Origin of the sequence: Novosphingobium sp. ZW T3_23, assembly GCF_044987305.1 — a bacterium.
GTDB lineage: Bacteria > Pseudomonadota > Alphaproteobacteria > Sphingomonadales > Sphingomonadaceae > Novosphingobium.
The window spans coordinates 1-23727 of the sequence record NZ_JBJDRF010000066.1; the positions used below are offsets into that span (position 1 = coordinate 1).

A 23727-nucleotide genomic window follows, 5' to 3' on the forward strand; every position below is an offset into this window, starting at 1 on the left:
GATCACGCTGATGGCGACCGGCACGTCCTGCACGTTCTCGTCGCGGCGGAAGTCGCCGCCGAGGGCGGCAGCGGAGAAGCCATCGTCGTCACCGCCTCGCGCCGCCGCGACGAGAACGTGCAGGACGTGCCGGTCGCCATCAGCGTGATCAGCGCCGCCACCTTGGAAAAGCGCGGCGACTACACGCTCGGCTCCATTTCGCAGCAGGTGCCCAGCCTTCAGGTCATCACCTACAACGCGCGCAATACCAACATCAACATTCGCGGCCTCGGCTCGAACATCTCGCTCACCAACGACGGCCTGGAGAACGGCGTCGGCTTCTACATCGACAACGTCTACTACGGCCGCGTCGGCCTGGCGCAGTTCGACCTCGTCGACCTTCAGGGCATCGAAGTTCTGCGCGGCCCGCAGGGCACGCTGTTCGGCAAGAACACCACCTCGGGCGTGATCAACGTCACTTCGCGCAAGCCCAGCTTTGATCCGGAACTCTCGGCAGAGGCCAGCATCGGCAATTACGGCTTCTACCAGTTCCGCGCCTCGGGCTCAGCGGGGATCTTCAAGGACTTGCTGGCAGTGCGCCTGTCCGGCGCGATCAGCGAGAACAACGGCTTCCTCTGGAACAAGACCACCAACACCCGCGCGCAGGACTATCTGAACAAGTCGATCCGCGGCCAGCTGCTGTTCACGCCCGATCCGGACTTCGAAGTCCGCATCATCGGCGACTACGCCAAGCAGAAGCAGAACCACGTCCTCAACGTCTTCGCCGGCCTGCACACCACCTACGACAACGGCGCCGTGATCGCCAACAACTGGGCCCAGCGCGCCGCGCGTTTCCCCGGCTATACCCTGCCCAGCTTCAACGCCTTCGACCGGGTGGGCGAGGCGAACAGCCACTACCAGTCGAACATGGCCGGCTACGGCGTCTCGGGCGAGGTCAACTGGAACCTCGGCAATGCCGCGCTGACCTCCATCACCGCCTATCGCTGGTGGGACTGGAACCCCGCCAACGACGGCGACAGCACCTCGCTGCCGATCGTCACCAAGGCCCAGCAGGCCAATCGCCAGCGCCAGTTCAGCCAGGAGCTTCGCCTGGCCTCCAAGACCGGCGGCGCGTTCGACTACGTGGTGGGCGCTTATTACTTCTGGCAGATCGTGCGCGGCTACGGCGCCTCGCGCTATGGTTCGGCCGCCGCGCTGTGGAACCTGCCCACCGCCAACCAGACGATCGCCAATGCCGCGCTCGACGGTTTCGAATCCAATTCCACCTCGACGCCCGAAACCAAGACCTTCGCGGTGTTCGGCCAGACCGACTGGCACGTTACCGACGCCCTCACCCTCACCACCGGCCTGCGCTTCACGCATGAGAAGAAGGAGGGCGCCTACAACCAGTTCTGGGTGGACGGCGCCGACATCTCGGGCTTCACCGCCGCGCAGCAGACCGCGATCAACGCCATCCGCACCCAGTTCAACCCGGTGACGAGCTACGCCACCAGCTTCACCGACAACAGCCTCTCCGGCCTTGTCACGCTGAACTGGAAGGTGGCGCAGGACGTCAACGTCTACGGCAGCTATTCGCGCGGCAACAAGTCGGGCGGGCTCAACCTGTCGGTCCTGCCGGTGGGCGTGGAACCCGACGTGAAGCCGGAGAAGGTCGACGCCTTCGAACTCGGCCTCAAGTCCCAGTTCCTGGATCGCCGCGCCACCTTCAACGCCGCCGCCTTCTGGACCGAGATCAGCGACTACCAGACCACCATCACCGACCTGCCCGCAGGCGCCGTGGTCGGCCGCCAGTACATCTCGAACATCCCCAAGGTTCGCTCGCGCGGCATTGAGGGCGAATTCAACATCGCCCCCACCGACAGCCTGAGCTTCAACGCCTCTGCCACTTATACCGACGCCACCTACGTCACCTACAAGAACGCCCCGCAAGCCTTCGAGCGCCAGAACCTCGGCGCGATCCAGGATCTCTCGGGCGAGCGCCTGCCGGGCGTGCCGAAGTGGGCCTGGACCGTGGGCGCTGACTTCAGCACCCCCCTCACGGAACTCGGCGGCAAGGAACTGGGGCTCTATGCCCATGCCGACTACGCCTATCGATCGAACTTCAACACCTCGGCCTCGAACTCGGCCTGGGCGCAGATTCCCGGCTTCGGCCTTGCCAACGGCCGCATCGGCCTGAGGACCGACGACGGCTTCTGGGACTTCTCGATCTGGGCGCGGAACCTGTTCGACAAGAACTACTACGTCAGCCTGGGCGCGGCGAACACCGGCGTCGTCACCGCCCAGCTCGGCGAGCCGCGCACTTTCGGCGCCACCCTTCGCACCAAGCTCTGATCCCGCTCGCAACTAGCCCTCTCCCGACCAGGAGGCGTCAGCCATGAAACCCGAGACATTCCAAACATCGCATGCACGACAGGAACCCCTCGATGGCTGGCGCCTCCTGCGCTTCACCGCGATGTCGGTGCCAATCTACGCCGCCGCCCAGCCGGTGATGGCCTTCGTGCCCGCAATCCTCTCGCGCCACTATGCCATTCCGCTGGCGGGGCTGGGGCTGGTCTACCTGATCGGGCAAGTGGTGAATTCCCTGCTCGATCCGGTGATCGGCGCGCTGAGCGATCGCACCATCAGCCGTTTCGGACGGCGACGGCCCTGGATCGCAGGCGGCGGGCTGCTGTTCATCATCGGCAGCGCCATGCTGTTCTTCCCGCCCGAGGGCGCGACGCTCACCTGGGTCGGGATCGGCGTGATCTGCTACTACACCGGTGCCTCCACCACCACGACCACGCTGATGGCCTGGTCCGGCGAAGTCAGCGGCGATTACGACCAGCGCACCCGCATCGCCTCGCAGTTCACGCTGCTCTCGTCGAGCGCGCTGGTGCTGACCTTGCTCCTGCCCGCCGTGGCGGACCAGCTTCGCCCCGATGACGGCCCGCTGCGCCTGACCCTGTTCGGCACGCTGGTGCTCGTCACCGCCGTCCCCGGCCTGCTGCTGACCCTCACCGCCATGCCCGACCATAGCGCGCCCTCCGGCGCCGAGCGCTTCGCCCTGGGCAGGACGCTGAAAGCCGTCTTCGGCAATCCGCTGCTGCTGCGGGTACTCGCCGCCGACGCCGCCGTCACTGCCGGACAGGGCGTGCGCACCGCGCTGCTGCTGTTCATCGTCACCATCTACTTCCAGCGCCCCGAATGGGCGGCCGGGTTCTTCCTGCTCCAGTATTCGTTCGGCGTGCTCGCCGGGCCGATCTGGCGCCGCATCGGCCAGCACCTCGGCAAGAGCCGCGCCGCCGTGGCTGCCGAACTGACCCAGGCCGCGATCAACTTCGGCCTCGTGTTCCTGACGCCCGACCGCTTCGGCCTGATGATGGCCCTCGCCATTGCCCAGGGCCTTTCGCAAGGTTCGGGCAACCTCATGCTGCGCTCGATGGTGGCCGACGTGGCCGACCTGCATCGCGCCGAGACCGGCGAGGACCGCGTGGGCCTCTACTATTCGGTCTTCAGCGTCTCGATGAAGCTGGGCGGCGCGCTGGCCTTCGGTATCGCCCTGCCGCTCGTCACCGCCTTCGGCTTCGACCCCAAGGCCGCGACCAACACGCCCGAGGCGCTGAACGCGCTGCTGCTGGTCTTCGCCCTCGGCCCGACCCTTGCCCACACCCTGGCCGCCGCGCTCGTCGCCGGTTTCCCGCTGAACGCCGACCGCCACGCCGAAATCCGCCGCCAGCTCAGGGCCCGCGATGAAGTCCACGCCGCCGCGCTGGTGCCTGCCGAGTGACAGGGGCCGAATAAAATCCATCCCGTTCAAGAAGAAGGAGTGAATGCCATGACTTCGATTGCCACTTACGCCAATGCCAAGGATCCCGCCTCCCCGCTCGACGTGGCGCCGATCACCGGCACCATCGGCGCCGAAATTCGCGGCGTCACCCTCTCAGGCGAACTCGACGGCGATACCGTGCAAGCCATCAAGGACGCGCTGGTCCGCCACAAGGTGGTGTTCTTCCGCGGCCAGCACGAATTGACCGACCAGCGGCACGAGGAATTCGCCTCGCTGTTCGGCGATCCCGTCGCCCACCCGACGGTGCCGGTGGCCGAAGGATCGCGCTACCTGCTCGAACTCGACAGCAAGGAGGGCTACGCCGCCTCCAGCTGGCACACCGACGTAACCTTCACCGACGCCTATCCCGCCGGATCGATCCTGCGCGCGATCACCATCCCGGAAGCGGGCGGCGACACCGTCTGGGCCAACACCGAAACCGCTTACGAGGGCCTGCCGGAAAGCCTGCGCCAGCTGGTGAACAATCTCTGGGCCGTCCACTCGAACGACTACGATTACGCAGCTGTGCTGGGCAACGCACCGAAAGATGACGAAGCCAGCCAGAACCGCGCCCAGTTCCAGAAGAACATCTTCGCCTCGACCGTCTACGAAACCGAGCACCCGCTGGTGCGCGTGCACCCCGTATCCGGCCAGCGCGGGCTGCTGCTCGGCCATTTCGTGAAGCGGATCGTCGGCCTGAACCAGGCGGATTCGGCGCGGATCTTCTCGATCCTTCAGGAACACATCACCCGCCCCGAAAACGTCGTGCGCTGGCGCTGGCAGCCCGGCGACGTGGCATTCTGGGACAACCAGGCCACCCAGCACCGCGCCGTGGCCGATTTCGGCCTCCAGCGCCGCACCCTGCGCCGCGCGACGATCGCAGGATCGGTGCCGGTAGCGATCGACGGCCGCCAGAGCCGCACCACGCGCAAGGAAAAGGCAACCACTTACGAACCGGCCTGATCCCTCACTCCCTGCACGGGCCGTACCTTCACCCGCGCCGCACTCCCGTTGCGGCGCGGGGCTTTTCTACCAAGGACCACTTGATGAAAACCTCGCGTTTCGCTTTCGCTGCCGCCCTCGGCGCGGCACTCCTCGCGTCCACTGCCCCCGTTTTGGCTAAGGCGCCAGCATCTACTCAGGCCGCCGCCGCCCGGCAGCAGGCACAGGCCCGCCCCAACTTCCTCGTCATCATCGCCGACGACCTCGGCTTTTCCGACATCGGCGCTTTCGGCAGCGAGATCGCCACGCCCAATCTCGACAAGCTGGCGCTGGACGGCCTGCGCCTGACCGGCTTCCACACCGCCCCCACCTGCTCGCCCACGCGCTCGATGCTGCTTTCCGGCACCGACAACCACCGCGCGGGCCTGGGCAGCATGGCGGAACTGACCGCGCCCAACCAGAAGGGCCAGCCCGGCTACGAAGGCTATCTCAGCCGCGACGTTGCCAGCCTGGCCGATCGGCTTCAGGCAGGCGGCTATCGCACGCTGCTTTCGGGCAAGTGGCATCTGGGCCTGACGCCCGACCTCGATCCCCATGCGCGCGGTTTCCAGCACAGCTTCGCGCTGCTGCAAGGCGGGGCGAACCACTATGGCCGCGACCTCGGAGCGGCGCCCGGCAAGGGCGCGACCTATACCCGCGACGGCAAAGTGCTGACTTCGCTGGGGCAAGATTTCTACTCGTCCGACGCCTATGCCACCAATCTGATCTCCGAACTGCAACAGAGCCGCCGGGAGAGCCCCGACAAGCCGTTCTTCGCCTATCTCGCCTTCACCGCGCCGCACTGGCCGCTCCAGGCCCCGGACGAGGACGTCGCGCGGCAGGCGGGCAAGTACGACGTCGGCTTCGACGAGATCCGCCGCCGCCGCCTGGCCCGGCAGGAGCAGCTCGGCCTGCTGCCCAAGGGCGTCACCGCCCACAGCGTGCGCGCGCCGCGCGGCGGTTGGGATAGCCTGTCCGCCGCCGACAAGCGCGAAGCCGCCCGCGACATGGAAATCTACGCCGCCATGGTCGAGCGCATGGATCGCAACGTCGGCCGCGTGATCGAGGAACTGCGCGCCAGCGGCGAACTGGACAACACGGTGATCGTGTTCCTGGCCGACAACGGCGCGGAAGGGCTGGACTACAAGACCACCGGCGCGAAAATGCTCGGCGGCCGGGTGGCGGAGGCGGACAACACCTTCGCCAATCGCGGCAAGCCCAATTCCTACATCACCTACGGCACCGAATGGGCGCAGGCCGCCACCGCGCCGTCCTGGCTGACCAAGGCCTATGCCTCGGAAGGCGGCACCCGCACCGTCGCTTTCGTCAATGGCAAGGGGCTCGCTCATGCCAAGGGAGTGGGCAAGGCCTATGTCAGCGTGGCCGACATCGCGCCCACCCTGCTCGACTATGCCGGAGTGCCGAGCGGCGGCACCACGTTCCAGGGCCGCATCGTCCTGCCGATCACCGGCAAGAGCGCCCGTCCGTGGCTGGAGGGCAAGGCCGCGCAGGTCCATGCGGCGGACGAGCCGCTCGGCACCGAACTGTTCGGCAGCCGCGCCCTGCGCAAGGGCGACTGGAAGGCGACGGACATCGGTGACGGCCAGTGGCGCCTGTTCGATGTCTCCCGCGACCCCGGCGAGACCAGCGACCTTGCCGCCGCCAACCCCGCGAAGCTGCGCGAACTCACCGCCGATTGGGATGCCTATGCCAAGGCCAACGGCGTGATCCTGCCTACCGAGGCACAATACCGGCCGTAAAAAGGGACACGCGCCGGTACGCCTCGCAAAGAAGATCCCGGCCCTTCGCGCGCAAGCCGAAAGGCCGGGATCTTCCAGTACCGTTTACAAAACCGCGCATTATCAAGGCCGGATACCCCCGATGGGCCAGCGATTGGCCCTTATGTTCAATCGCGTCTGCGCCGGACGCTGGCTAGGCTGCACCTGCTCTGGTTCCCCGAGAGGTCGCATGCGTTCTCCATCGCCGCTCCGCGCGCTCTTCGTCATCAATTCGCTCGCCGGCGGCGGGGCGGAGCGCGTGTTCACGACGCTGGTGGAGCAGCTCAGCCGCCGTCCTGACGAGATCGCCATCACCGTGGCCCTGCTCGATAACGAGGCGGAGGAAGCCTATCGCCTGCCCGCCGGGGTTCAGGTCGAGCGCCTGAACGCGCGCGGCAGCCTGCTGCGCAGCATCCGCGAGACCCGCAGGCTGGTACGCCGCCTGCGCCCGGACGTGACACTTTCGTTCCTCTCGCGCGCCAACGTCGCCACCATCGTCGCCATGCGGCGCACCGGCGGCCCGGCGGTGATCAGCGAGCGGGTGAACACCACTGCCCACTTGCGCACAGGGCGGCTCGCGTTCCTCAGCCGCCTGCTGATCCGCAATACTTATCCCACCGCACGGCATGTCATCGCCGTTTCCGAAGGCGTCGCCCGCACGCTGGAGAGCGATTTCGCCGTCGAACCGGCGCGGATTTCGGTGATCTACAACCCGGTCGATACGGCCCGCATCCGCGCGCTTGCCGAACAGGAACCGGCGATCCCGGTTACCCGGGCAGACTTCGTGACGATGGGCAGGCTGGTGGACAACAAGAACACCGCCATGGCCATCCGCGCGCTTGCGCATACGCAAAACGGCGGCAACCTGATCGTGCTGGGCGAAGGCCCCCTGCGCGACGATCTGGCGGCCCTGGCGGCTTCGCTGGGCGTGGCGGAGCGAGTGCGCTTCGCCGGATTCCTGTCCAATCCCCATGCCGTGCTGGCGCGGGCGGGCTGCTACCTGCTCACCTCCCATGCCGAGGGCTTCCCCAATGCGATGATGGAGGCCATGGCAGTGGGCCTGCCGGTCGTCGCCACCGATTGCCCCTCCGGCCCGGCGGAAATCCTCGAAGTCCAGCTTGAGGACGGCGAACCGGCCTACGGCCACGGGGGCGCGCTGGTGGCCATGGACGACCACGCCGCAATGGCCCGCTGCATGACCGAGCTGACCGGCCCACGCCGCGCCGCCTTCTCCGAGGCCGCAGCCCGGCGCGCCGCCGCCTTCTCCGTGGAAAGCGCGGTGGAGCGGTTCCGCGGCGCACTGATGGACGCCGCGCGCGAGGTGGCGTCGTGAAGGTCAGCGTCACCGGCTTGCGCGGCATCCCCGGCGTGATGGGCGGCGTCGAAACCCATTGCGAGGAACTGCTGCCCCGCATCGCCGCCATCGAGCCGGACATCGAGATCGAGGTCTGCTGCCGCGCCCCTTATGTCGATCCGGCGATGACGAGCTTCCGCCATGTCGCCCTGACACCCCTCTATTCGCCCACCGGCCGCATCAGCGAGGCGCTCGTCTCCACCTTGGTGGGCATTCTCCATGCGCGCCTGCGCGGAGCGGACGCCGTGCATATCCACGCCGTGGGCCCCGCCCTGTTCGCCCCCCTTGCGCGCTTGCTCGGCCTCAGCGTGCTGCTGACCCACCACGGCGCCGATTACGATCGCGACAAATGGGGACGCGGGGCCAAGGCGATGCTCAAGCTGGGCGAGTGGCTGGGCCTGCGCTCCGCCAACCGCGTCGTCTGCGTCTCCCCCTCGCTGGCGGAGCGGATGAAGGCGCGCTATCCCACTCGCGCCGACCGGGTGGAGTTCATCCCCAACGGCGTGAGCACGATGCCGCCCTCGCCGCAGAGCGACGCGGATGTGCTCGCCGAACTGGGGCTGATGGCCGGAGACTACGTGCTCTGCGTCGCCCGTCTGGTGCCGGAAAAGGGCATTCACACCCTGGTCGAAGCCTTCCGTCGCAGCGGCGACACCCGCACCCTGGTGATCGCCGGAGCGGGCCGCAAGGACGATCGCTATGCGCAGGATCTGCTGGCCATGGCCGAGGCGCGCATCCGGTTCCTGGGCATGGTGCCGCGCCCGCGCCTGGGCGTGCTGCTGCGCAATGCCGGGCTGTTCGTGCTGCCCTCTTTCCACGAAGGCCTGCCGATCGCCGCGCTGGAGGCCCTGGCCTGCCGCTGCCCGGTGCTGCTCAGCGACATCCAGCCCAATCGCGATCTTGGCCTCCCCGCCAGCCGCTATTTCCCGGTAGGCGATGTCGCCGCCCTCGCCGCACGCCTCGCCGCGCGCGACGAGACACGCGAGGATGGAGGAAGCGCCCTTCCCGACACGCTCCTCGACTGGGACGAAGTGGCCCGGCGCACCGCCGCCGCCTATCGCAAGCTCAAGGGCCGCCGACGCCTGCGCCATGCGCTGACCCCGGCTAAAGGATGACGCGATGCTCGCACTGACATCGGGCAGCCCGCCCATCCCGATCTTCCTGTTGCTGCCCACGATGATGCTGTTCTGCGTGCTGGTGGTGGTGCTCTGCCTGCAAGTGGGCGCTTCCACGCGGTTCCTGATCGTGGCCTTCGCGCTGCGCATGGCGATGTCGGCCATGCCGCGTTTCGCCTTTGCCTCCAGTCCGGCGGGGCTGAGCTGGAACGCGCTGGCCTCGGTCGTGCTGGTGGGCGTCGGCGCGCTGCTGCTGTTGCGCAGCCGCGCGGTGCCGCTGGTGCTGGCGCCGATCGTGCCGCTGCTGCTGGTGATCGCCATGAGCGCCGTGCTCAACGGCGAAATCGCCGGCTCGATCGAGAGCCTGGTGAAATACGCCTATCTCGCGATCATCGCCCTCACCGCCTACGATGCCTTCATGACCGACGGCGCGGGCAAAGTGCTGCTGCGCCTGCTTTTCACCTTCCTGCTGCCGCTCATGCTCCAGGCCTTCAGCATGTTGCTGGGCATCGCCAAGGCCACGGAAAGCGACGGCTCGACCTCCTACATCGGCGGCTACAACCACGAGGCCAGCTTCTCGATCATCCTGCTGACCGGACTGCTGACCGCCATCCTCAACCCGCGCCTGCGCTCGCTCTACAAGCTGGGCATCGCCCTGGTCTGCGTCGGCGGCATCCTCGCGGCGAACTACCGGACGGCGATCGTCACCGCCGGGCCGCTGATGCTGGGCCTGTTCATCGCCGCCATCACCAGCTCCGTCCGGCCAAGCCAGCGACCGATCGCGGGTATCCTGGGCTGGCTGCTGGTGCTTTCCGCCGTGCCGATCGTGCCGATCGTCGCCGGAGACCGCTTCGACGCGGTGACCACGGTCTGGCAGAATCCCGAGATTCTCAGCAAGGCCCCGGCCGATTTCAGCCGTGCCGATACGCAAGTGCTCTCGGGCCGTCTGCTGCTGTGGAGCCAATATATCACCGCCTGGAACGTCGGCACGCCGCGCCAACACATGCTGGGCTTCGGCGCCAATGCCTGGGAAGGCCGCTATCGCTATTACGCCCACAATACGCTGGTTTCCACGCTCTACGAGCTGGGCTGGCTGGGCGTGGCCGCCATGCTGCTGCTGTGGGGCTGGATGTTCGCCCTGGCCGCGACCGCGCGCACGCCCGCGCGCTTCACGCTGATCATGGCCCACCTCGGCTTCTTCCTGCTCAACATGGCGACGATGCCGTTCTGGATGATCGAGGGCCTGCTGTTCTACGGCCTGCTCTGCGGCTTCACGATCCATGCCAACCTTCAGGGCCGGCCTGCGAAACGGTCCGTCGCAAATCCCGCAAGGCTCCGCCCGATTTAAGGAAATTCCGCCCCGCTTCCCGGTTGTGCTGGCAGTTCGCCTGGGCAAGTAGCCCAAAAGAACTAAGCCATACGGATGAGACTATTCGTCATGGTTCGGTCAATAAAACGCGATTCTACGCATAAGCCTTTGGGGAAGCACATGTTTCGAACACTTGGCCTGGCCTTGCCGATGCTGGCCCTGGGACCGGTAACTCAAAACCCGACCGCCGCGCTGTCCGGCGTGGTCGCCGCACCGATGACCGCCGCTACCGCAACCACCGCCGCCACCTCGTTCCGGATGCCCTCGATCGCCAAGCCGCAGGCCGGCACCACTTGCAAGGCCGTGGCGACACTGCGCATGACCGCCACCACGCCCGGCATCTCGAAGGTCTGCGCGGTGGATGGCACCATCCTGGTCAACGGCAAGGACGCCAGCGGCTTCGTGATGGCGGACGTCAAGGCCCAGCGCTACGGCCCGCTGATGCGCGGCGGCAACGTGCCCGACCTCCAGGTCCAGCGCGTATCCGACACCGACGCGCGGGCCGACGCCACGCTGGGGCTGGGTCTCGTCAACGTCAGCAACGGCATCGGCAAGGCGGTCTTCCATGATCTGGTGTGGATCGGCAGCCAGGCCCACCAGGCGATCAACAGCGACGACGCCTGGGCCGCCATCGCCCTCAAGGGCAAGGACGCGGACGATGTCGGAACGTTCGAAATCAACAACTTCGACTTCCAGAATCTATTCATGGCGTCCGGCAGCCATTACCAGAACGTCGACGGCATCTCCACCGAAGGCGGCTATTCGGGCACGATCACCAACGGCCGGGTGATGAACGCCAGCGACGCCTGCCTGGACATCAAGGGCGACGTGCGGGTGGACAACGTCTACCTCTCCGGCTGCCGCCAGGGCATGAAGACCTGGACCAACCAGAACCACGGATTGATCGAACTGGGCACCAACCGCTTCGTCGGCATCATCGGCAAGGGCACCAAGGGCGCCACCCGCACGATCACCGTGGACGTGCTGATCGCCTCGGGCGACCCCTCCGTGCCGCTGTTCCGCGCCGAGGACGGCGTGGTCAACCTGCACATCCGCCGCCTGATCGCGAAGCCGGGGCAGGTGTTGAATGGCTCGGGCAGCTTCTCCGGATCGAAGGTCACGGTCGATCAGCGAATGGCGATTTAAGGAAGGGTCCGGTCTGTCTGGAAAGTGCCCGATGGGGCATTTTCCAAACAGGAGTAGGGGCTGCTGAGATTTGGAAGTACTACCTGTTTCTCATGGATTTCCAAAGGCAAAGCCTCGCACAATAAGTCCGCGAATTTCCTCGATTCTCGAGAGGTAGGCGACTTGCACGTGGCTCCCAACAAGCTGGATCCCTCCGTGGCGCGCAGGGTGGGGTTGAACGCTTCCGCTCCTGGCCCATCCCCGGCCGCCGCTTCCGCATCCGGGTCCGGCCCCGACGGCGGCAAGCTCATAGACCTGTCCTGGCTGGCGACGCTGGCCTGGCGGCACAAATGGGCGATGCTTCTCGCCATCGCCTCCGTCATGGCGGTGACCGTGGTGGCCTACATGCTGGCGGTGAAGAAGTACGACGCCAGCGTCGTGCTCGCGCTGGACCGGAACGACCAGCAACTGGTCCGCACTGCGCAGACCAACAAGGACACCATCATCGATTCCCCGGCGGTGGACACCGAAGTGCAGGTGCTGCTCTCGCCGGAAGTCTCGGCAGCGGCCGTGCGCAATGCGCGGCTCAACACCGATCCCGCCTTCCTCGCCGCCTCCGCGCCGAACGCTCCCGGTCCGCTGACCGAGGCCGCCGCCGCCAATATCCTGCGCTCCAACCTCACGGTGGGCCGCCAGGGCCTCTCCTACGCGATCAACCTCGGCTATCGCTCACGCGACCCCCAGGTTTCGGCCAAAGTCGCCAACGCCGTGGCGGACGCCTATGTCAGCGGCCAGGTGCAGGGCGAGCAGAACGCGCGCAGCCAGGACATCAACATGCTGCGCAGCCGGCTAGACCAGCTTCGCGGCGACGTGATCAAGGCAGAGGCCGCCGTCGCCTCCTATCGCGCCAGCGCGGACCTCGTGGCGGTCAGCAACGACAGCACGATCGCGCAGCAGGAGCTTTCCACGCTCAACACCGAACTGGCCTCTGCCAAGGCGGAACTGGCAGCCTCGCAAGGGCGCGCCAGTGCCAACCGGGGCGAGAACGGCACCGCCGTCAACAACAGCCCGGTGATCCGCGACTTGCGCACCGAAGTGGCGACGCTGGAAGTGAAGCTGGCCGAGCAGTCCTCCTCGCTCGGCCCCAAGCACCCCGACCGGATGCGTACCGAAGCCCAGCTCGATACCGCCCGCCAGTCGCTGCGCCGCGAAGTGGCACGCGCCAGCTCCGGCGTCAGTTCCGACATCAGCGTGGACAGCCAGCGCGTCGGCGCCATCCAGTCCGCCATCGGCAGCGCCAAGGGCCGCCTGCTGGCGGGCAACAACGCCTCCGTGCGCCTCAACGAACTGGAGCGCGTGGCGGAAAGCTCGCGCCAGCTCTACCAGACCTTCCTCGACCGCTACCGGGTGGAACTCGCCACGCGCGGCACCGAGAAGAGCAAGGCGCAAGTGATCGCCCGCGCCCAGGTGCCCTCGCGGCCCTCCTCGCCCGACCTGCTGGTCTACATGCTGGGCGGCGGCATTGCCGGCGTGATCGCCGCCGTGCTGCTGGCGCTCGCCCTGGAATGGCGCGAACGCGGCATCCGCACCCGCGCCGAGGCCGAGGAACTCACCGGCTACGACGTGGTGAGCAGCCTCCCCGACATCGCCACCATGGACGAGCCCGACTTCCGCAAAGACGAGGTTCTGGGCGTGCCGGACTTCCTGGTACACCACAAGGATTCGCCTTTCGCGGAATCGGTGCGCGCAATCTGGACGGCGCTGAAGATCGGCCACAAGGGGCAGGTCGCCCGCCTGGTGGGCATCACCTCGTCGATCCCCGGAGAGGGCAAGACCAGCACCGCCATCGCCCTCGCCCGCTCGGCCGCCATGGCCGGACGCCGCACGCTGCTGATCGACTGCGACGTGCGCCGCATGGGCACCACCGTGGCGCTTAACTTGCGCGGCCGCCCCGGCCTTGCCGAAGTGCTGAACGGCGAGGCACGGGTGGAGGATGTGCTGGTGGTGGACGAGCCTTCCGGCGCCCACGTCCTGCCGCTCAACTCCACGGCCGACACCCCGCTGGACATCATCCACTCCGACGCCACCGCCATCCTGCTCGACCGCTTCCGGCAGGAATACGACCTGGTCGTGCTGGACATTGCGCCCGTGATCCCGGTGGCCGAAGCCCGCGCTCTGGCGGCGATGGCCGATGTCACGCTGATGATCCTGCGCTGGCGCACCACCCAGCGCAACGTGCTGAAAACCGCCCTGCGCGAACTCGACCGCGCCGGCGCGCATATCTACGGCCTGCTCCTCACCCAGGTCGACACCCGCAGCTCCGCCGTGCTGGGCGAGGAGATGGCCTACTACCAATACTACTACGCCCGCGGCGCGAATTGAGGGGGTGGGGCGATCGTCGCCCCCGTTCCCCGATGAACGCTCACCTGCAAAGCAAAACACCAAGCCACGCCCCCCACGTCATCCTGAACTTGTTTAGCGGCGCTGGCCTTCGGCTCAGGATCCATCGTGCAGTGGCCTCCAGAGCTTGAGCAACACGCTGCGTTTCCGGTTTGCCGATCAAGGCCCAATGCTTTCGGCAGGATAGACCCTGAGCCGAAGGCCAGCGCCGCTAAACAAGTTCAGGGTGACGGTGGGTTTTGCGGAAGCTGCCGTTCGCGTCGTCCCGGACTTGATCCGGGACCGCTAGGTACTCTTGAGGCGAGAGCTTGCGATGGGCCACTGCTGCGTTGCGCTGCTTACAGGCTTCGAATGGCCTTGCCAGCGGTCCCGGATCAAGTCCGGGACGACGGCAATACGAGGAGCAATATGCGTGAAACCGGGCACTATGCAAACGGCGCCCCATTCCCTCGATCGGCCTGGTCAGTCTTCCCCCGCATAGCCGAAGAACGCCAGTAGGTCCGGCACCTCGGCCACTGTTTCAGCTACGATGCGGCGTTCGCCGGTGGAGAGCATCAGGACTTGCGCCGGGGCTTCGTCCTCGGCGGCCTCGGTGGGAGCGCGGCCTGTCTCCAGCCCGAAAGCGCTGAGGATCGCATCGGGATCGCGGCGGAAGCGTTCGTAGGTGACGAGGGGATAGCCGTGGCGCTCGATCGCCGTGCGGAGCAACGTGCTGCGCCAGATCCACAGCCGCGCAAGGTCGCGCACCACGCGGTCGCGGGGAACGCCGCGGTAGCCGGGCAGGTGGTAGCGCTTGAGCTGCGCATCCACCGCCGTGAGCGGGGCCCGGTTGGATACCGCGACGCGATACTCCGCGAAATGGGCGAACAGCGTCTCGTGGCGGACGAGGTGGGGCGGGCTCTTCTCCAGGAAAAAGGCGCGGTTCCGGCTGCGCTCTGCCTCGGCGATGCGCGCGCTCCAGGCGCCGAGCACGGCTTCGTAGTCGACGAACTTGCGCTCGCACCATTGGTCCACGTCCATCAGCCCGCGCACCAGCCGCTGGCCCTCGAAGCTGGGGGTTAGGCCGGCCACATCCGCCCGCTCGGCAACGTGCCGGGCGATCGCGGTGCTTCCCGCTCCGGGCGGGGTGAGCAGGAACAGGAAGGGATGGTGGATCCGATCGGTGCGGCGGCGGGGCCAGTAGGGGCCGGGATCCTGGGGCCGGGCCTGAAGCCCCAGCGGTTTCAACAGGCGATCGACCGCGCCTTTCACAGAACAGCCCCGTTCATGCACCGCTCCCTCGCTAAGGCACCGGCATGAGGATAGCCCGTCGCTCCCGCGCGCGAGCGGCTATTGCGAGTGGCGGGCTACCCCCTTCAGGCGACCTCGTAGCCGGTGACGCGGAACAGACGCTCCCCGATCGGCTCGCCGTACAGGAGCAGCACCCGCCCCGGCCCCTCCAGATCGGCCTTGAGCGCCTGTGCTTCGCGACGCTCAAGCGTGATGTCCAGTTCGACCCGGTCGTCGTAAAGCCTGCCCTGCCCGAGCACACCCCTGCGAAAGGCCGTTCCCGGCGCGTTCACCGCGATCGCGACATCCGCGCCTTCACAGCCCCAGGCACCGAACGGCCCCTCGCCCTGCACCGTGCCGGCAATCTCCAGACCGCAGGCATCGTCACGCGCCGCCACGACGCCGATCGTCACCGCAAGCGCCGCTTCGGCTGCCGACTTGCCTTTCCAGGCGTCGCCACGTTCCATCATCCGGGACAAGTCCATATCGATGCGCGCCGCCTCATTCGCGTTCGCGGGGAGCCTAGAGCCCAATGCCTAACGAATTGAGAAGGCGCCGGTGCTTTACGATTCCGGCAGCACAACCGGCGTCTGCGGCGCGTCGCGCAGGCGCAGATAGAGCTTGCCTGCCGCCGGGCGCGGCACGCCGAGGCTGGAGCCGGTGAAGCCGGGCGGCACCGCGACGGGGCTGGCGAAAGCCGCGTCGGCGGCAACCGCCTCGATCAGGAACAGATCCCGCCCGGACAGGGTGCAGGGCTTGGCTTCCTCCTTCCCGCAGGCGAGATTGTCGATGCGGGGTAGACGGGCCAGCGTCGTGAGCGGCGTCCAGTCGCCGGTCATGTCACCGCCTACCAGCCGGAACCGCAGCGGGCCGAATGCGCCGGGCGGCAAGTCGGCGGCCTTGAGGCGCGCGACGAGCACCTGCCGGCTTTCCAGCGTCAGGCCCTTGCCCGCGGAGAGGCGCACGGTGGCCAGGCCCTCTCCGCCCGCCACTTCGATCATGTCACGCGCGTCGAAAGCGCTATCCGGGGCCGCCTTGATCGAGAAGACCAGTTCGCCGTTGTCGGGCAGCAGTTCGCCCGCGCCCAGTTCCAGCGCGCGGGTGCCCGGCGTCGCAGGGCCGGGATAGACGGTGCGGTTCAGCAGCGCCGCCTGCGGCCTGGGCGCGCCGACACGCACCGGCAGGGTCACGCTGCGACCGTCCGCCAGGCGCACCACCGCCTTGCCCGAAGCGCCCTGCTCCGGCACTTGCGCAGATGGCGACGCCTGCCCGACCGGCTTGGCGGTGAGCCGCAACCGGTCCATCGCATCCTCGCGGGTCAGGCCGTCCGGACGGTATTCCACCTCGCCCAGGGTCAGCGACTGCACCTGATCCAGCCGCTGCCCGGTGAGCACGCCCTGGCTGTCCCCGGCATGAAGTTCGAACCCGTCGATCCGGCTCGCCTCGGCGCGGGCGCGCAGCATGACCGTTTCCGCGCCCTTGGCCCCCTGATAGCGCACTTCCACGCGCAGATCGCCGGGGCCGACACCCTTCAGCGGCACGGTCACGGCCAGCCGGTTGCCGTCCTGCACCTTCCATTCGAGCGGCCGAGGCGCGCCGTTGCCCTGCCGCAGCAGCACATCTTCCACGCAGGAAGGGGCGGCGCCCTCCAGGACGACGGCATTGTCGCGGCCCACCACCAGCGCATCGGCCTCGCCCGCAACTTTCCAGGCGCTGCCGTCGGGCCGTTGCAGGAGATAGTCCGGCCCGGAAAACGGCGCGAAGCCCCAGGTGCCGTGAAGCTGGGCGCGCATCGATCCGGCAAAGGCAGTCGGCAGTTCGTCCGGCGCGATCCTGTAGCCGCCCTGGTCGGCGCGGGGCACCACCGGAACGTCCATCGTCTGGCCCGAGGCATTGGTGAGCTTGACCTTCACGTCATGCGCGAAGGCGGTCGAATAGATCAGCGGCGCGCCCTCCACGCCCAGCACCGCGCCGGGACGGGCCACGCAGACCGGCCCCTTGGCGGTGCTACGCAATTGCGGCGGAAGGTCCCCTTCCACGGCGGGCAGCGCGGCGACCATGACCGACTTGGGCTTCTGGAAGGACGGCGCGGCGTTGAGCAGCAGCGACATCGTCTCTTCCCGGCGCTGCGCCAGCGTGGGCAGATAGTTGAACTGCGGGTTGTTGAAGGCGCCGAAGATCCGCGCGATGTCCCGCGCCACGCCGATATAGGCGCTGTAATAGCCGCCGCCCGCCTCGCGCGTGGCGCTCAGTTGCAGGGCGAGGTCGGTGGGGGTGCCCGTCAGCGTATCCGCCAGCGAACTGGAATGGACGTCGCTCAGCACCAGCGTTTCGCGGTTCTCCAGCAGGCAGGAGGCCTGCATCTCCACCACGCGCGACAGGCATTCGTCGTTGAGCTTGATCGACAGGCTGCGCGCCAGCACCGGGGCGACGGTGCGCAGGTATTCCGGCGCTGTGTTGTCCTGCGCCTTGATCGCCGCCATGAACGCCACCAGCCGCGAATGGTCGAGCGAGGCCTGGTTGAGATCCTGGCTGGCGCGCACGAATTCGCCGGGCTTGCCGCGCACGGCATCGAGCAGCACCCCTTCCGCGCCGCCGGTATCGGGCACCATCAGCAGCACCAACTGACGCGCGCCCTTGGGCACGGTCAGCGAAAGCGCCTTGTCCTTGTCCTTCTTCTTCCAGGTGCTGGCGGTCTGCACCCAGTCCTTGGGCGGCGGATTGGTGGCCCCGCGCAGGAAGGCCGAGGTGAGCAGGAACTTCTGGCCGCCATCATCGTCATCCCCGTCCGGCCCTCGATTCTGGGGCAAGGCGGCATGGATGGTCAGCTTGTCACCCTCGGCCAGACTAGGCACTTGCGCGATCGGCAGAGTCTGCTGCCCGCGCGTAACCTCTATCCGCAGGTCGGGGCCGGTCAGTTCGAACGGCGCGGGATCGGCGAGCGCCGGCATCGGCGCCAGCAACAGGGCGGCCAGTACGCCCCTCGTTGCCAGGCAAGTTGCGGCGCTGGTGCGAAATCGCGAATCATCGTCCTTCATGCTGATCGGCAAAGCGCGTCCATCCTGTCGGTTGCCTGACTATAGGTATCAGGGCGCGGTTTTATTCACGGTCCGCCCCATGTGCCAAGACCGCCCGGACGGTTCACCCCTCAGAAAAGGCGCCAGAGCGGATTGGCGGGATCGGACAGCAGCTTGATGGTCAGGGCGAAGGACATGACCACCAGCAAGGGTCGCACCCCGCGTCCGCCGAAGCGGATCGCCAGCCAGGCGCCCAGCTGGTTCCCCGCGACATTGGCCGCCGCCATGCTCAGGCCCAGCAGCCAGAGCACCTTGCCGCCCGCCACCATCGCCGCAAGGCCGGCCACGTTGGTTGCCAGATTGATGAACTTGGTATTGGCGATCGCGCGGACCAGCCCCAGTCCGCCCAGCGCGACGAGCGCCGTGGTGAGGAACGATCCGGTGCCCGGCCCGAAGAAGCCGTCGTAGAAGCCGATACCCGCGCATACGGCGGTCAGCCCCCAGCGGCCGAGGCGGGCGTGGCGGTCCACTTCGCTCATCGGCGGCGCCAGCAGGAAATAGAAGCCCATGGCGATCAGCAGCAGCGGCACCACGGCGGTCAGGAAGCCGGGATCGACATGCTGGACGGTGGTGGCGCCCAGCACCGCTCCGGCAAAGGCCCCCGCGGCAGGCATCGCAAAGGTCCGCAAGTCGATCCGCCCGGCACGAAAGTAGGCGAGCACGGCGGAGCCGGTGCCGATCATGGCCTGCAACTTGTTGGTGGCAAGCGCGGCAATCGGCGGCACGCCAACGGTGAGCAGCGCCGGAATCGTCAGCAACCCGCCCCCCCCGGCCAGGGCATCGATCGTTCCCGCCGCGAAGGCGATGGCGATCAGGAAGGACAGGGCTTCGAACGAGAGTTCCATGAACCGGGCGCGTTCCTCAGCGCTGCTTCTTGGTGATCGCCGCCGTGAAGTCGGGATCCTTCTTCGCCACCCAGTCCACGAACTTGCGCACGTTGGGATTGAGCAGCAGGCCCTCCACATCCATGCCGTGGCGCTGGAGTTCGGAATTGGTGAAGTTGGCGATCAGGGTCTGCTGGCAGATCGGATGCATCGGCACCACGTCTCGCCCGCCCCGGCTCTTGGGCACCGGGTGATGCCAGACGATGGTCTGCCCGGTCGGCCGTCCGCAGAGCCAGCACGGCACCGGCGGGGGCGCCTCTTCCTCTTCGACGGGATCTTCCCAGGGGCCGTGCTTGGGGTGCTTGCGAGCCATGTCTCTGCCTGAACTGCCTATAATTCGGCACGCCCCTAACCCGGCCCGGCTGACATTGCCACCGCAACGTCCTATCGCCCGCACATGGCCCGCAAGAAACGATACCTCACCGCACGAATGCCGGACGGCTACGTGAAGACGATCGGGCCGACCGCCGATCCCTTCACCCATTACTGGCGGATCGTCGCCCAGCTGGAAAACGGCAAGACCGAGGTGTTCTGGGGCCATGCCCGCTCGCTGGCGGAGGCGAAGAAAAAGCGCGCCGCCACGCAGGACGCGGTGCGGATGCGGGGCTGGAAAAGTTTCGTCTTCGAGATCGCGGAACTGGAGGAAAGCGCCGAGTCGCCCGCGTCCTGAACGGCCCCCCCGTGACGGACTCATGTTTCCCGAGGGAAACCTCCGCAGCCCCCTGAAACCGCCGCGATCGGCACGGCGCCAGCACGATTGAAGCGCGCGCACATTACCGCTAGTCGTTGAGCCGATGTCCAGAATTTCCATGCTGCTCGCCGCCCTGTGCGCCATAGTTCCCGTCGCTTCCCTTTCCGCAGAGGCTGCTCCCTTGACCCAAAACACGCCGGCACCGACCGCCGCGAGTCTCGATTTCCAGCGCGTCTTCGCCAGCCCCTCGCTCGACGGGCCGCAGCCGCGCGACGTGAAGATCTCGCCCGATGGCCGCTATCTCACCCTGCTGCGCAACCGCAGCGAGGATCGCCAGCGCTACGACCTCTGGGGCTACGACCGCGAGAGCGGCGAATGGCGGATGCTGGTGGATTCGCTGAAGCTGGGTTCGGCCCGCGAACTGTCCGAGGCCGAGAAGATGCAGCGCGAGCGCAAGCGCGTGGGCGATCTCAAGGGCATCGTCGCCTATGACTGGAGCGACGATGGCCGCGCGATCATCGTTCCGCTCGACGGCGATCTCTATCTGGCCGGTCTGGACGGCTCGGTGCGCCGCCTCACCGATTCCCCGGAAGACGAATTGAACGCCGCGCTCAGCCCCGGCGGCAAGTACCTGTCCTTCGTGCGCGACCAGCGGCTTTGGATCGGCTCGCTCGAACAGGGCGCGCAGAAGCCGGTCACGCCGGAGGAGAGCAGCCGGACCGTCCACTGGGGAGAGGCGGAATTCGTCGCCCAGGAAGAAATGGACCGCATGGCGGGCTACTGGTGGTCGCCCGAAGGCAGCCGCATCGCCGTGGAGCGCTATGACGAAGCGCCGGTGAAGATCGTCACCCGCGCCGCGATCGGCGCCGAAGGCACCCGCACTTACGAGCAGCGCTACCCCGCGGCAGGCACGCCCAACGTGTTCGTCTCGCTCTTCGTGATGAAGCCGGACGGCAGCGGCAAGGTGCAGGTCGATCTCGGCAAGGACACCGACATCTACGTGGCCCGCGTCAATTGGGCGCGGGACGGCAAGACGCTCTACGTGCAGCGGCAGGACCGCGCGCAGACCCGGATAGACATGCTCGCGGTCGATCCGGACACCGGCAAGGGCCGCGTGCTGTTCACCGAAACAGCGGCGCCGGAAAGCTGGGTGAACCTGTCCGGCAACTACCGCTTCCTCAAGGACGGCAGCCTGGTCTGGTGGTCGGAGCGCGACGGTTTCGGCCATCTCTACCACTTCGCCAATGGCCAGTGGCGCCAGCTTACCTCGGGCGAATGGGCCGTGACCAAGCTGGTTTCGGTGGACGAAGCGCAGGGCCGGGTGCTGTTCACCGGCACCAAGGACGACGTGCTCTCGCCCCAGCTCTACGCCATCGACCTTGCCCATCCCGGCACGCCGCAGCGGCTGACGGAGACGGGCTGGGTCAATGCCGCCGTCGCCAACAAGGACGGCCGCACGCTGGTGATCACCCGCAGTTCGCCCGACCAGCCCTCGCAAAGCTATCTGGCCGATGCCGATGGCAAGCGCCTGGCCTGGGTGGAGGAAAACCGCCTGGACGCCGCGCATCCCTATGCGCCCTACCTCGCCAGCCATCGCACGCCCACTTACGGCACCGTCAAGGCCGAGGACGGCAGCGACCTCAACTGGCTGATGATCACGCCGAAGATGGAGCCCGGCAAACGCTATCCGGTGTTCTTCGAGCACTACGGCGGCCCACATAGCCAGCAGGTGGCGCGGCAATGGCTGGGCGCCCTGCCCCAGGCCATCGTCGACAAGGGCTATATCTACTTCCGCCTCGACAATCGCGGCAGCCCCAATCGCGGCGTGAAGTTCGAAAGCCAGATCCGCCACAAGATGGGCACCGTCGAAGTGGCGGACCAGCGCGCCGGGGCCGAATACCTCAAGACGCTGGACTTCGTGGACCCGAAGAAGATCGCCACTTATGGCTGGTCCTACGGCGGATACATGACGCTGAAGATGCTCCAGGCCGATCAGGGCCTCTACGCGGCGGGCATCGCGGGCGCGCCGGTGACGAAGTGGGAGCTTTACGACACCCATTACACCGAACGCTACATGGGCGATCCGCGCCAGGTACCCGAAGCCTACAAGGCCTCGGACGCGATCGAGGACGCGGCCAGGATCAGTGATCCGCTGCTGCTGATCCACGGCATGTCGGACGACAACGTGGTGTTCGAGAACAGCACCGTGCTGATCTCGAAGCTCCAGGCACAGGCCGTGCCGTTCGAGATGATGCTCTATCCCGGCCACACCCATGCGGTGAAGGGCCCGATGATCAGCAAGCACGTCTGGGACACGATCTTCGGCTTCCTCGACCGACACGGCGTGACCCCGCCCCAGTAGGTCGCCCAAATAGGCCTTTTTCGGAGTCTTCGGAACCTCCCGGCCTCCCGAGCACTACCTAGCCATACCTTTGCAGGTTTGGTGCCCGGCCCTGCCCACAGGCAAGGCCGGGGAGGCGTGTGCCCACGCGGGTAGCGGGAGGAAAAGGCCATGAAGCAGCAGTTCAGCCACGCGGACGTCCAGCCGTCGCCGGCGCCGTTGCCCTCGCCGGCCCCGTTGCCCTCCCCGGTCGCGTCCCCTTCGCTGGCTGACCGCTTCCTCCATACCCGCCGCCTCAGCCGCGATCTGGTGGCGGGGCTGAACGAGGCCGATAGCGCCGTCCAGTCCATGCCCGATGCCTCGCCGGCCAAGTGGCATCTGGCGCATACCACCTGGTTCTTCGAAACGTTCCTCCTACGCGATCACGTGCCCGGCTACCGGCTTCACGACGGGCGCTGGCCGTTCCTGTTCAACAGCTATTACGAGGCCGAGGGAGAGCGGCTCGCCCGGCCCGAACGCGGCTTGCTCACGCGCCCGACGATGGCCGAAGTACTGGCCTACCGCGACCATGTGGAAGAGGCGCTCACCGCCGCGCTGCCCGCCCTGCTGGAGCGGCACGGCGATCTGGTGGAACTAGGCATCCAGCACGAGCAGCAGCATCAGGAACTGCTGCTCACCGACATCAAGCACCTGTTTTCCCGCAACCCGCTCGGCCCGGCCTATGCGATCCCTTCGCCAGCGCCGTCAGGGCGGAGCGTGCCGCTGCGTTGGATCGAGGGGGCCGAAGGACTGGCCGAAATCGGCGCCGGTCCGGGAGCGACTTTCGCTTTCGACAACGAACTGCCGCGCCATCCCGCCTGGCTGCCCCGCCATGCGCTGGCCAACCGCCCCGTCACCAATGCCGAATGGATCGAGTTCATCGCCGATCAGGGCTATGGCACTGCCGCGCTCTGGCTCTCGGACGGATGGGACTGGGTGCACCGCGAAACCGTCGCCGCCCCGCTCTACTGGCGCGGCGGCGGGCGTGAGTGGGAACAGTTCACGCTCTCGGGCTGGCAGCCGGTCGATCCCGAGGCCCCGGTGACGCATATCTCCTTCTACGAGGCCGATGCCTTCGCCACATGGGCCGGCGCGCGCCTGCCCACCGAGCAGGAATGGGAAGCCGCCGCCGCGCCGCGCGATTCCCTGGGAGGCGTGCAACTCGATCGCGCCGAAGCCGTCGCTCCGCGTGCGGAAGCCGAGCTGGACGGCTTCGCCTCGCTCTACGGCAACGTCTGGGAATGGACCGGCTCTGCCTATCGCCCCTGGCCCGGTTACCGCACGGCGGCGGGCGCGGTGGGTGAGTACAACGGCAAGTTCATGTCGGGCCAGTTCGTGCTGCGCGGCGGCAGCTGCGCCACCCCGCGCGGCCACTTGCGCGCGTCCTACCGCAACTTCTTCCATCCCCATCAGCGCTGGCAGTTCACCGGCCTTCGCCTCGCAAGGAGCCTCTGACATGTATTTCACGGCCCCCCGCCCCGAAGAAACCACGTCTGTCC

Annotated in this window: 17 protein-coding genes; 12 read left to right on the forward strand and 5 right to left on the reverse strand. The window is 67.4% G+C overall.

The annotated features are described in order from the left end of the window. The 9 genes from ACI3K3_RS22285 to ACI3K3_RS22325 form a co-directional block, all read left to right on the forward strand. On the forward strand, positions 1-2331 hold a 2331-nt coding region (locus ACI3K3_RS22285; protein ID WP_404917736.1), incomplete at its 5' end, for a TonB-dependent receptor. 43 nt (positions 2332-2374) lie between these two features. Beyond that, on the forward strand, positions 2375-3766 hold the full coding sequence (locus ACI3K3_RS22290; RefSeq protein WP_404917738.1) for an MFS transporter: 1392 nt from the start codon (positions 2375-2377) through the stop codon (positions 3764-3766). A 48-nt stretch (positions 3767-3814) separates the two neighbouring features. Beyond that, on the forward strand, positions 3815-4768 hold the full coding sequence (locus ACI3K3_RS22295; RefSeq protein ID WP_404917740.1) for a TauD/TfdA dioxygenase family protein: 954 nt from the start codon (positions 3815-3817) through the stop codon (positions 4766-4768). A gap of 83 nt (positions 4769-4851) precedes the next feature. Beyond that, positions 4852-6546: an arylsulfatase gene (locus tag ACI3K3_RS22300; protein ID WP_404917742.1), complete on the forward strand. Its 1695-nt coding sequence runs from the start codon at positions 4852-4854 to the stop codon at positions 6544-6546. A gap of 208 nt (positions 6547-6754) precedes the next feature. Continuing rightward, positions 6755-7897 (forward strand): glycosyltransferase, encoded by a 1143-nt coding sequence (locus ACI3K3_RS22305; protein ID WP_404917743.1) that lies wholly within the window; start codon positions 6755-6757, stop codon positions 7895-7897. Beyond that, positions 7894-9033, forward strand: coding sequence for a glycosyltransferase family 4 protein (locus ACI3K3_RS22310; RefSeq protein ID WP_404917745.1), 1140 nt, complete (start codon positions 7894-7896; stop codon positions 9031-9033). The genes ACI3K3_RS22305 and ACI3K3_RS22310 overlap by 4 nt, the downstream gene beginning before the upstream one ends. 4 nt (positions 9034-9037) lie before the next feature. Further along, a complete protein-coding gene (locus tag ACI3K3_RS22315) occupies positions 9038-10381 on the forward strand; it encodes an O-antigen ligase family protein (protein WP_404917747.1) in 1344 nt (447 codons plus the stop codon). 141 nt (positions 10382-10522) lie between these two features. After that, entirely contained in the window at positions 10523-11548 is a 1026-nt protein-coding gene (locus ACI3K3_RS22320; protein ID WP_404917749.1) for a hypothetical protein, read from the forward strand. A gap of 168 nt (positions 11549-11716) precedes the next feature. Then, positions 11717-13909 (forward strand): GumC family protein, encoded by a 2193-nt coding sequence (locus ACI3K3_RS22325; RefSeq protein ID WP_404917751.1) that lies wholly within the window; start codon positions 11717-11719, stop codon positions 13907-13909. A gap of 480 nt (positions 13910-14389) precedes the next feature. Here ACI3K3_RS22325 and ACI3K3_RS22330 read toward each other — a convergent pair whose 3' ends face one another. The 5 genes from ACI3K3_RS22330 to ACI3K3_RS22350 all read right to left on the reverse strand — a co-directional run bounded on the left by ACI3K3_RS22330 (position 14390) and on the right by ACI3K3_RS22350 (position 19470). After that, on the reverse strand, positions 14390-15178 hold the full coding sequence (locus ACI3K3_RS22330) for a hypothetical protein (RefSeq protein WP_404917753.1): 789 nt from the start codon (positions 15176-15178) through the stop codon (positions 14390-14392). A gap of 104 nt (positions 15179-15282) precedes the next feature. Then, entirely contained in the window at positions 15283-15666 is a 384-nt protein-coding gene (locus ACI3K3_RS22335) for a hypothetical protein (RefSeq protein ID WP_404917755.1), read from the reverse strand. Between the two features lie 93 nt (positions 15667-15759). Further along, the gene (locus tag ACI3K3_RS22340; protein WP_404917757.1) at positions 15760-18234 is read right to left on the reverse strand and encodes a hypothetical protein; all 2475 of its coding nucleotides are present in this window, start codon (positions 18232-18234) and stop codon (positions 15760-15762) included. Between the two features lie 110 nt (positions 18235-18344). Continuing rightward, positions 18345-19118 carry a TSUP family transporter gene (locus tag ACI3K3_RS22345; protein WP_404917759.1) on the reverse strand — a complete coding sequence of 258 codons (774 nt, stop codon included), beginning with the start codon at positions 19116-19118 and terminating at the stop codon, positions 18345-18347. Positions 19119-19134: 16 nt separating this feature from the next. Next, on the reverse strand, positions 19135-19470 hold the full coding sequence (locus tag ACI3K3_RS22350; RefSeq protein WP_404917761.1) for a hypothetical protein: 336 nt from the start codon (positions 19468-19470) through the stop codon (positions 19135-19137). 84 nt (positions 19471-19554) lie between these two features. Between ACI3K3_RS22350 and ACI3K3_RS22355 the strand changes: the two genes are divergently transcribed. The 3 genes from ACI3K3_RS22355 (at position 19555) to egtB (ending at position 23683) form a co-directional block, all read left to right on the forward strand. Continuing rightward, positions 19555-19827 (forward strand): hypothetical protein, encoded by a 273-nt coding sequence (locus tag ACI3K3_RS22355; protein ID WP_404917763.1) that lies wholly within the window; start codon positions 19555-19557, stop codon positions 19825-19827. A 124-nt stretch (positions 19828-19951) separates the two neighbouring features. Continuing rightward, the gene (locus tag ACI3K3_RS22360) at positions 19952-22210 is read left to right on the forward strand and encodes a DPP IV N-terminal domain-containing protein (protein ID WP_404917765.1); all 2259 of its coding nucleotides are present in this window, start codon (positions 19952-19954) and stop codon (positions 22208-22210) included. A gap of 150 nt (positions 22211-22360) precedes the next feature. Further along, entirely contained in the window at positions 22361-23683 is a 1323-nt protein-coding gene (gene egtB, locus ACI3K3_RS22365) for an ergothioneine biosynthesis protein EgtB (RefSeq protein ID WP_404917767.1), read from the forward strand. Positions 23684-23727 lie beyond the last annotated feature (44 nt).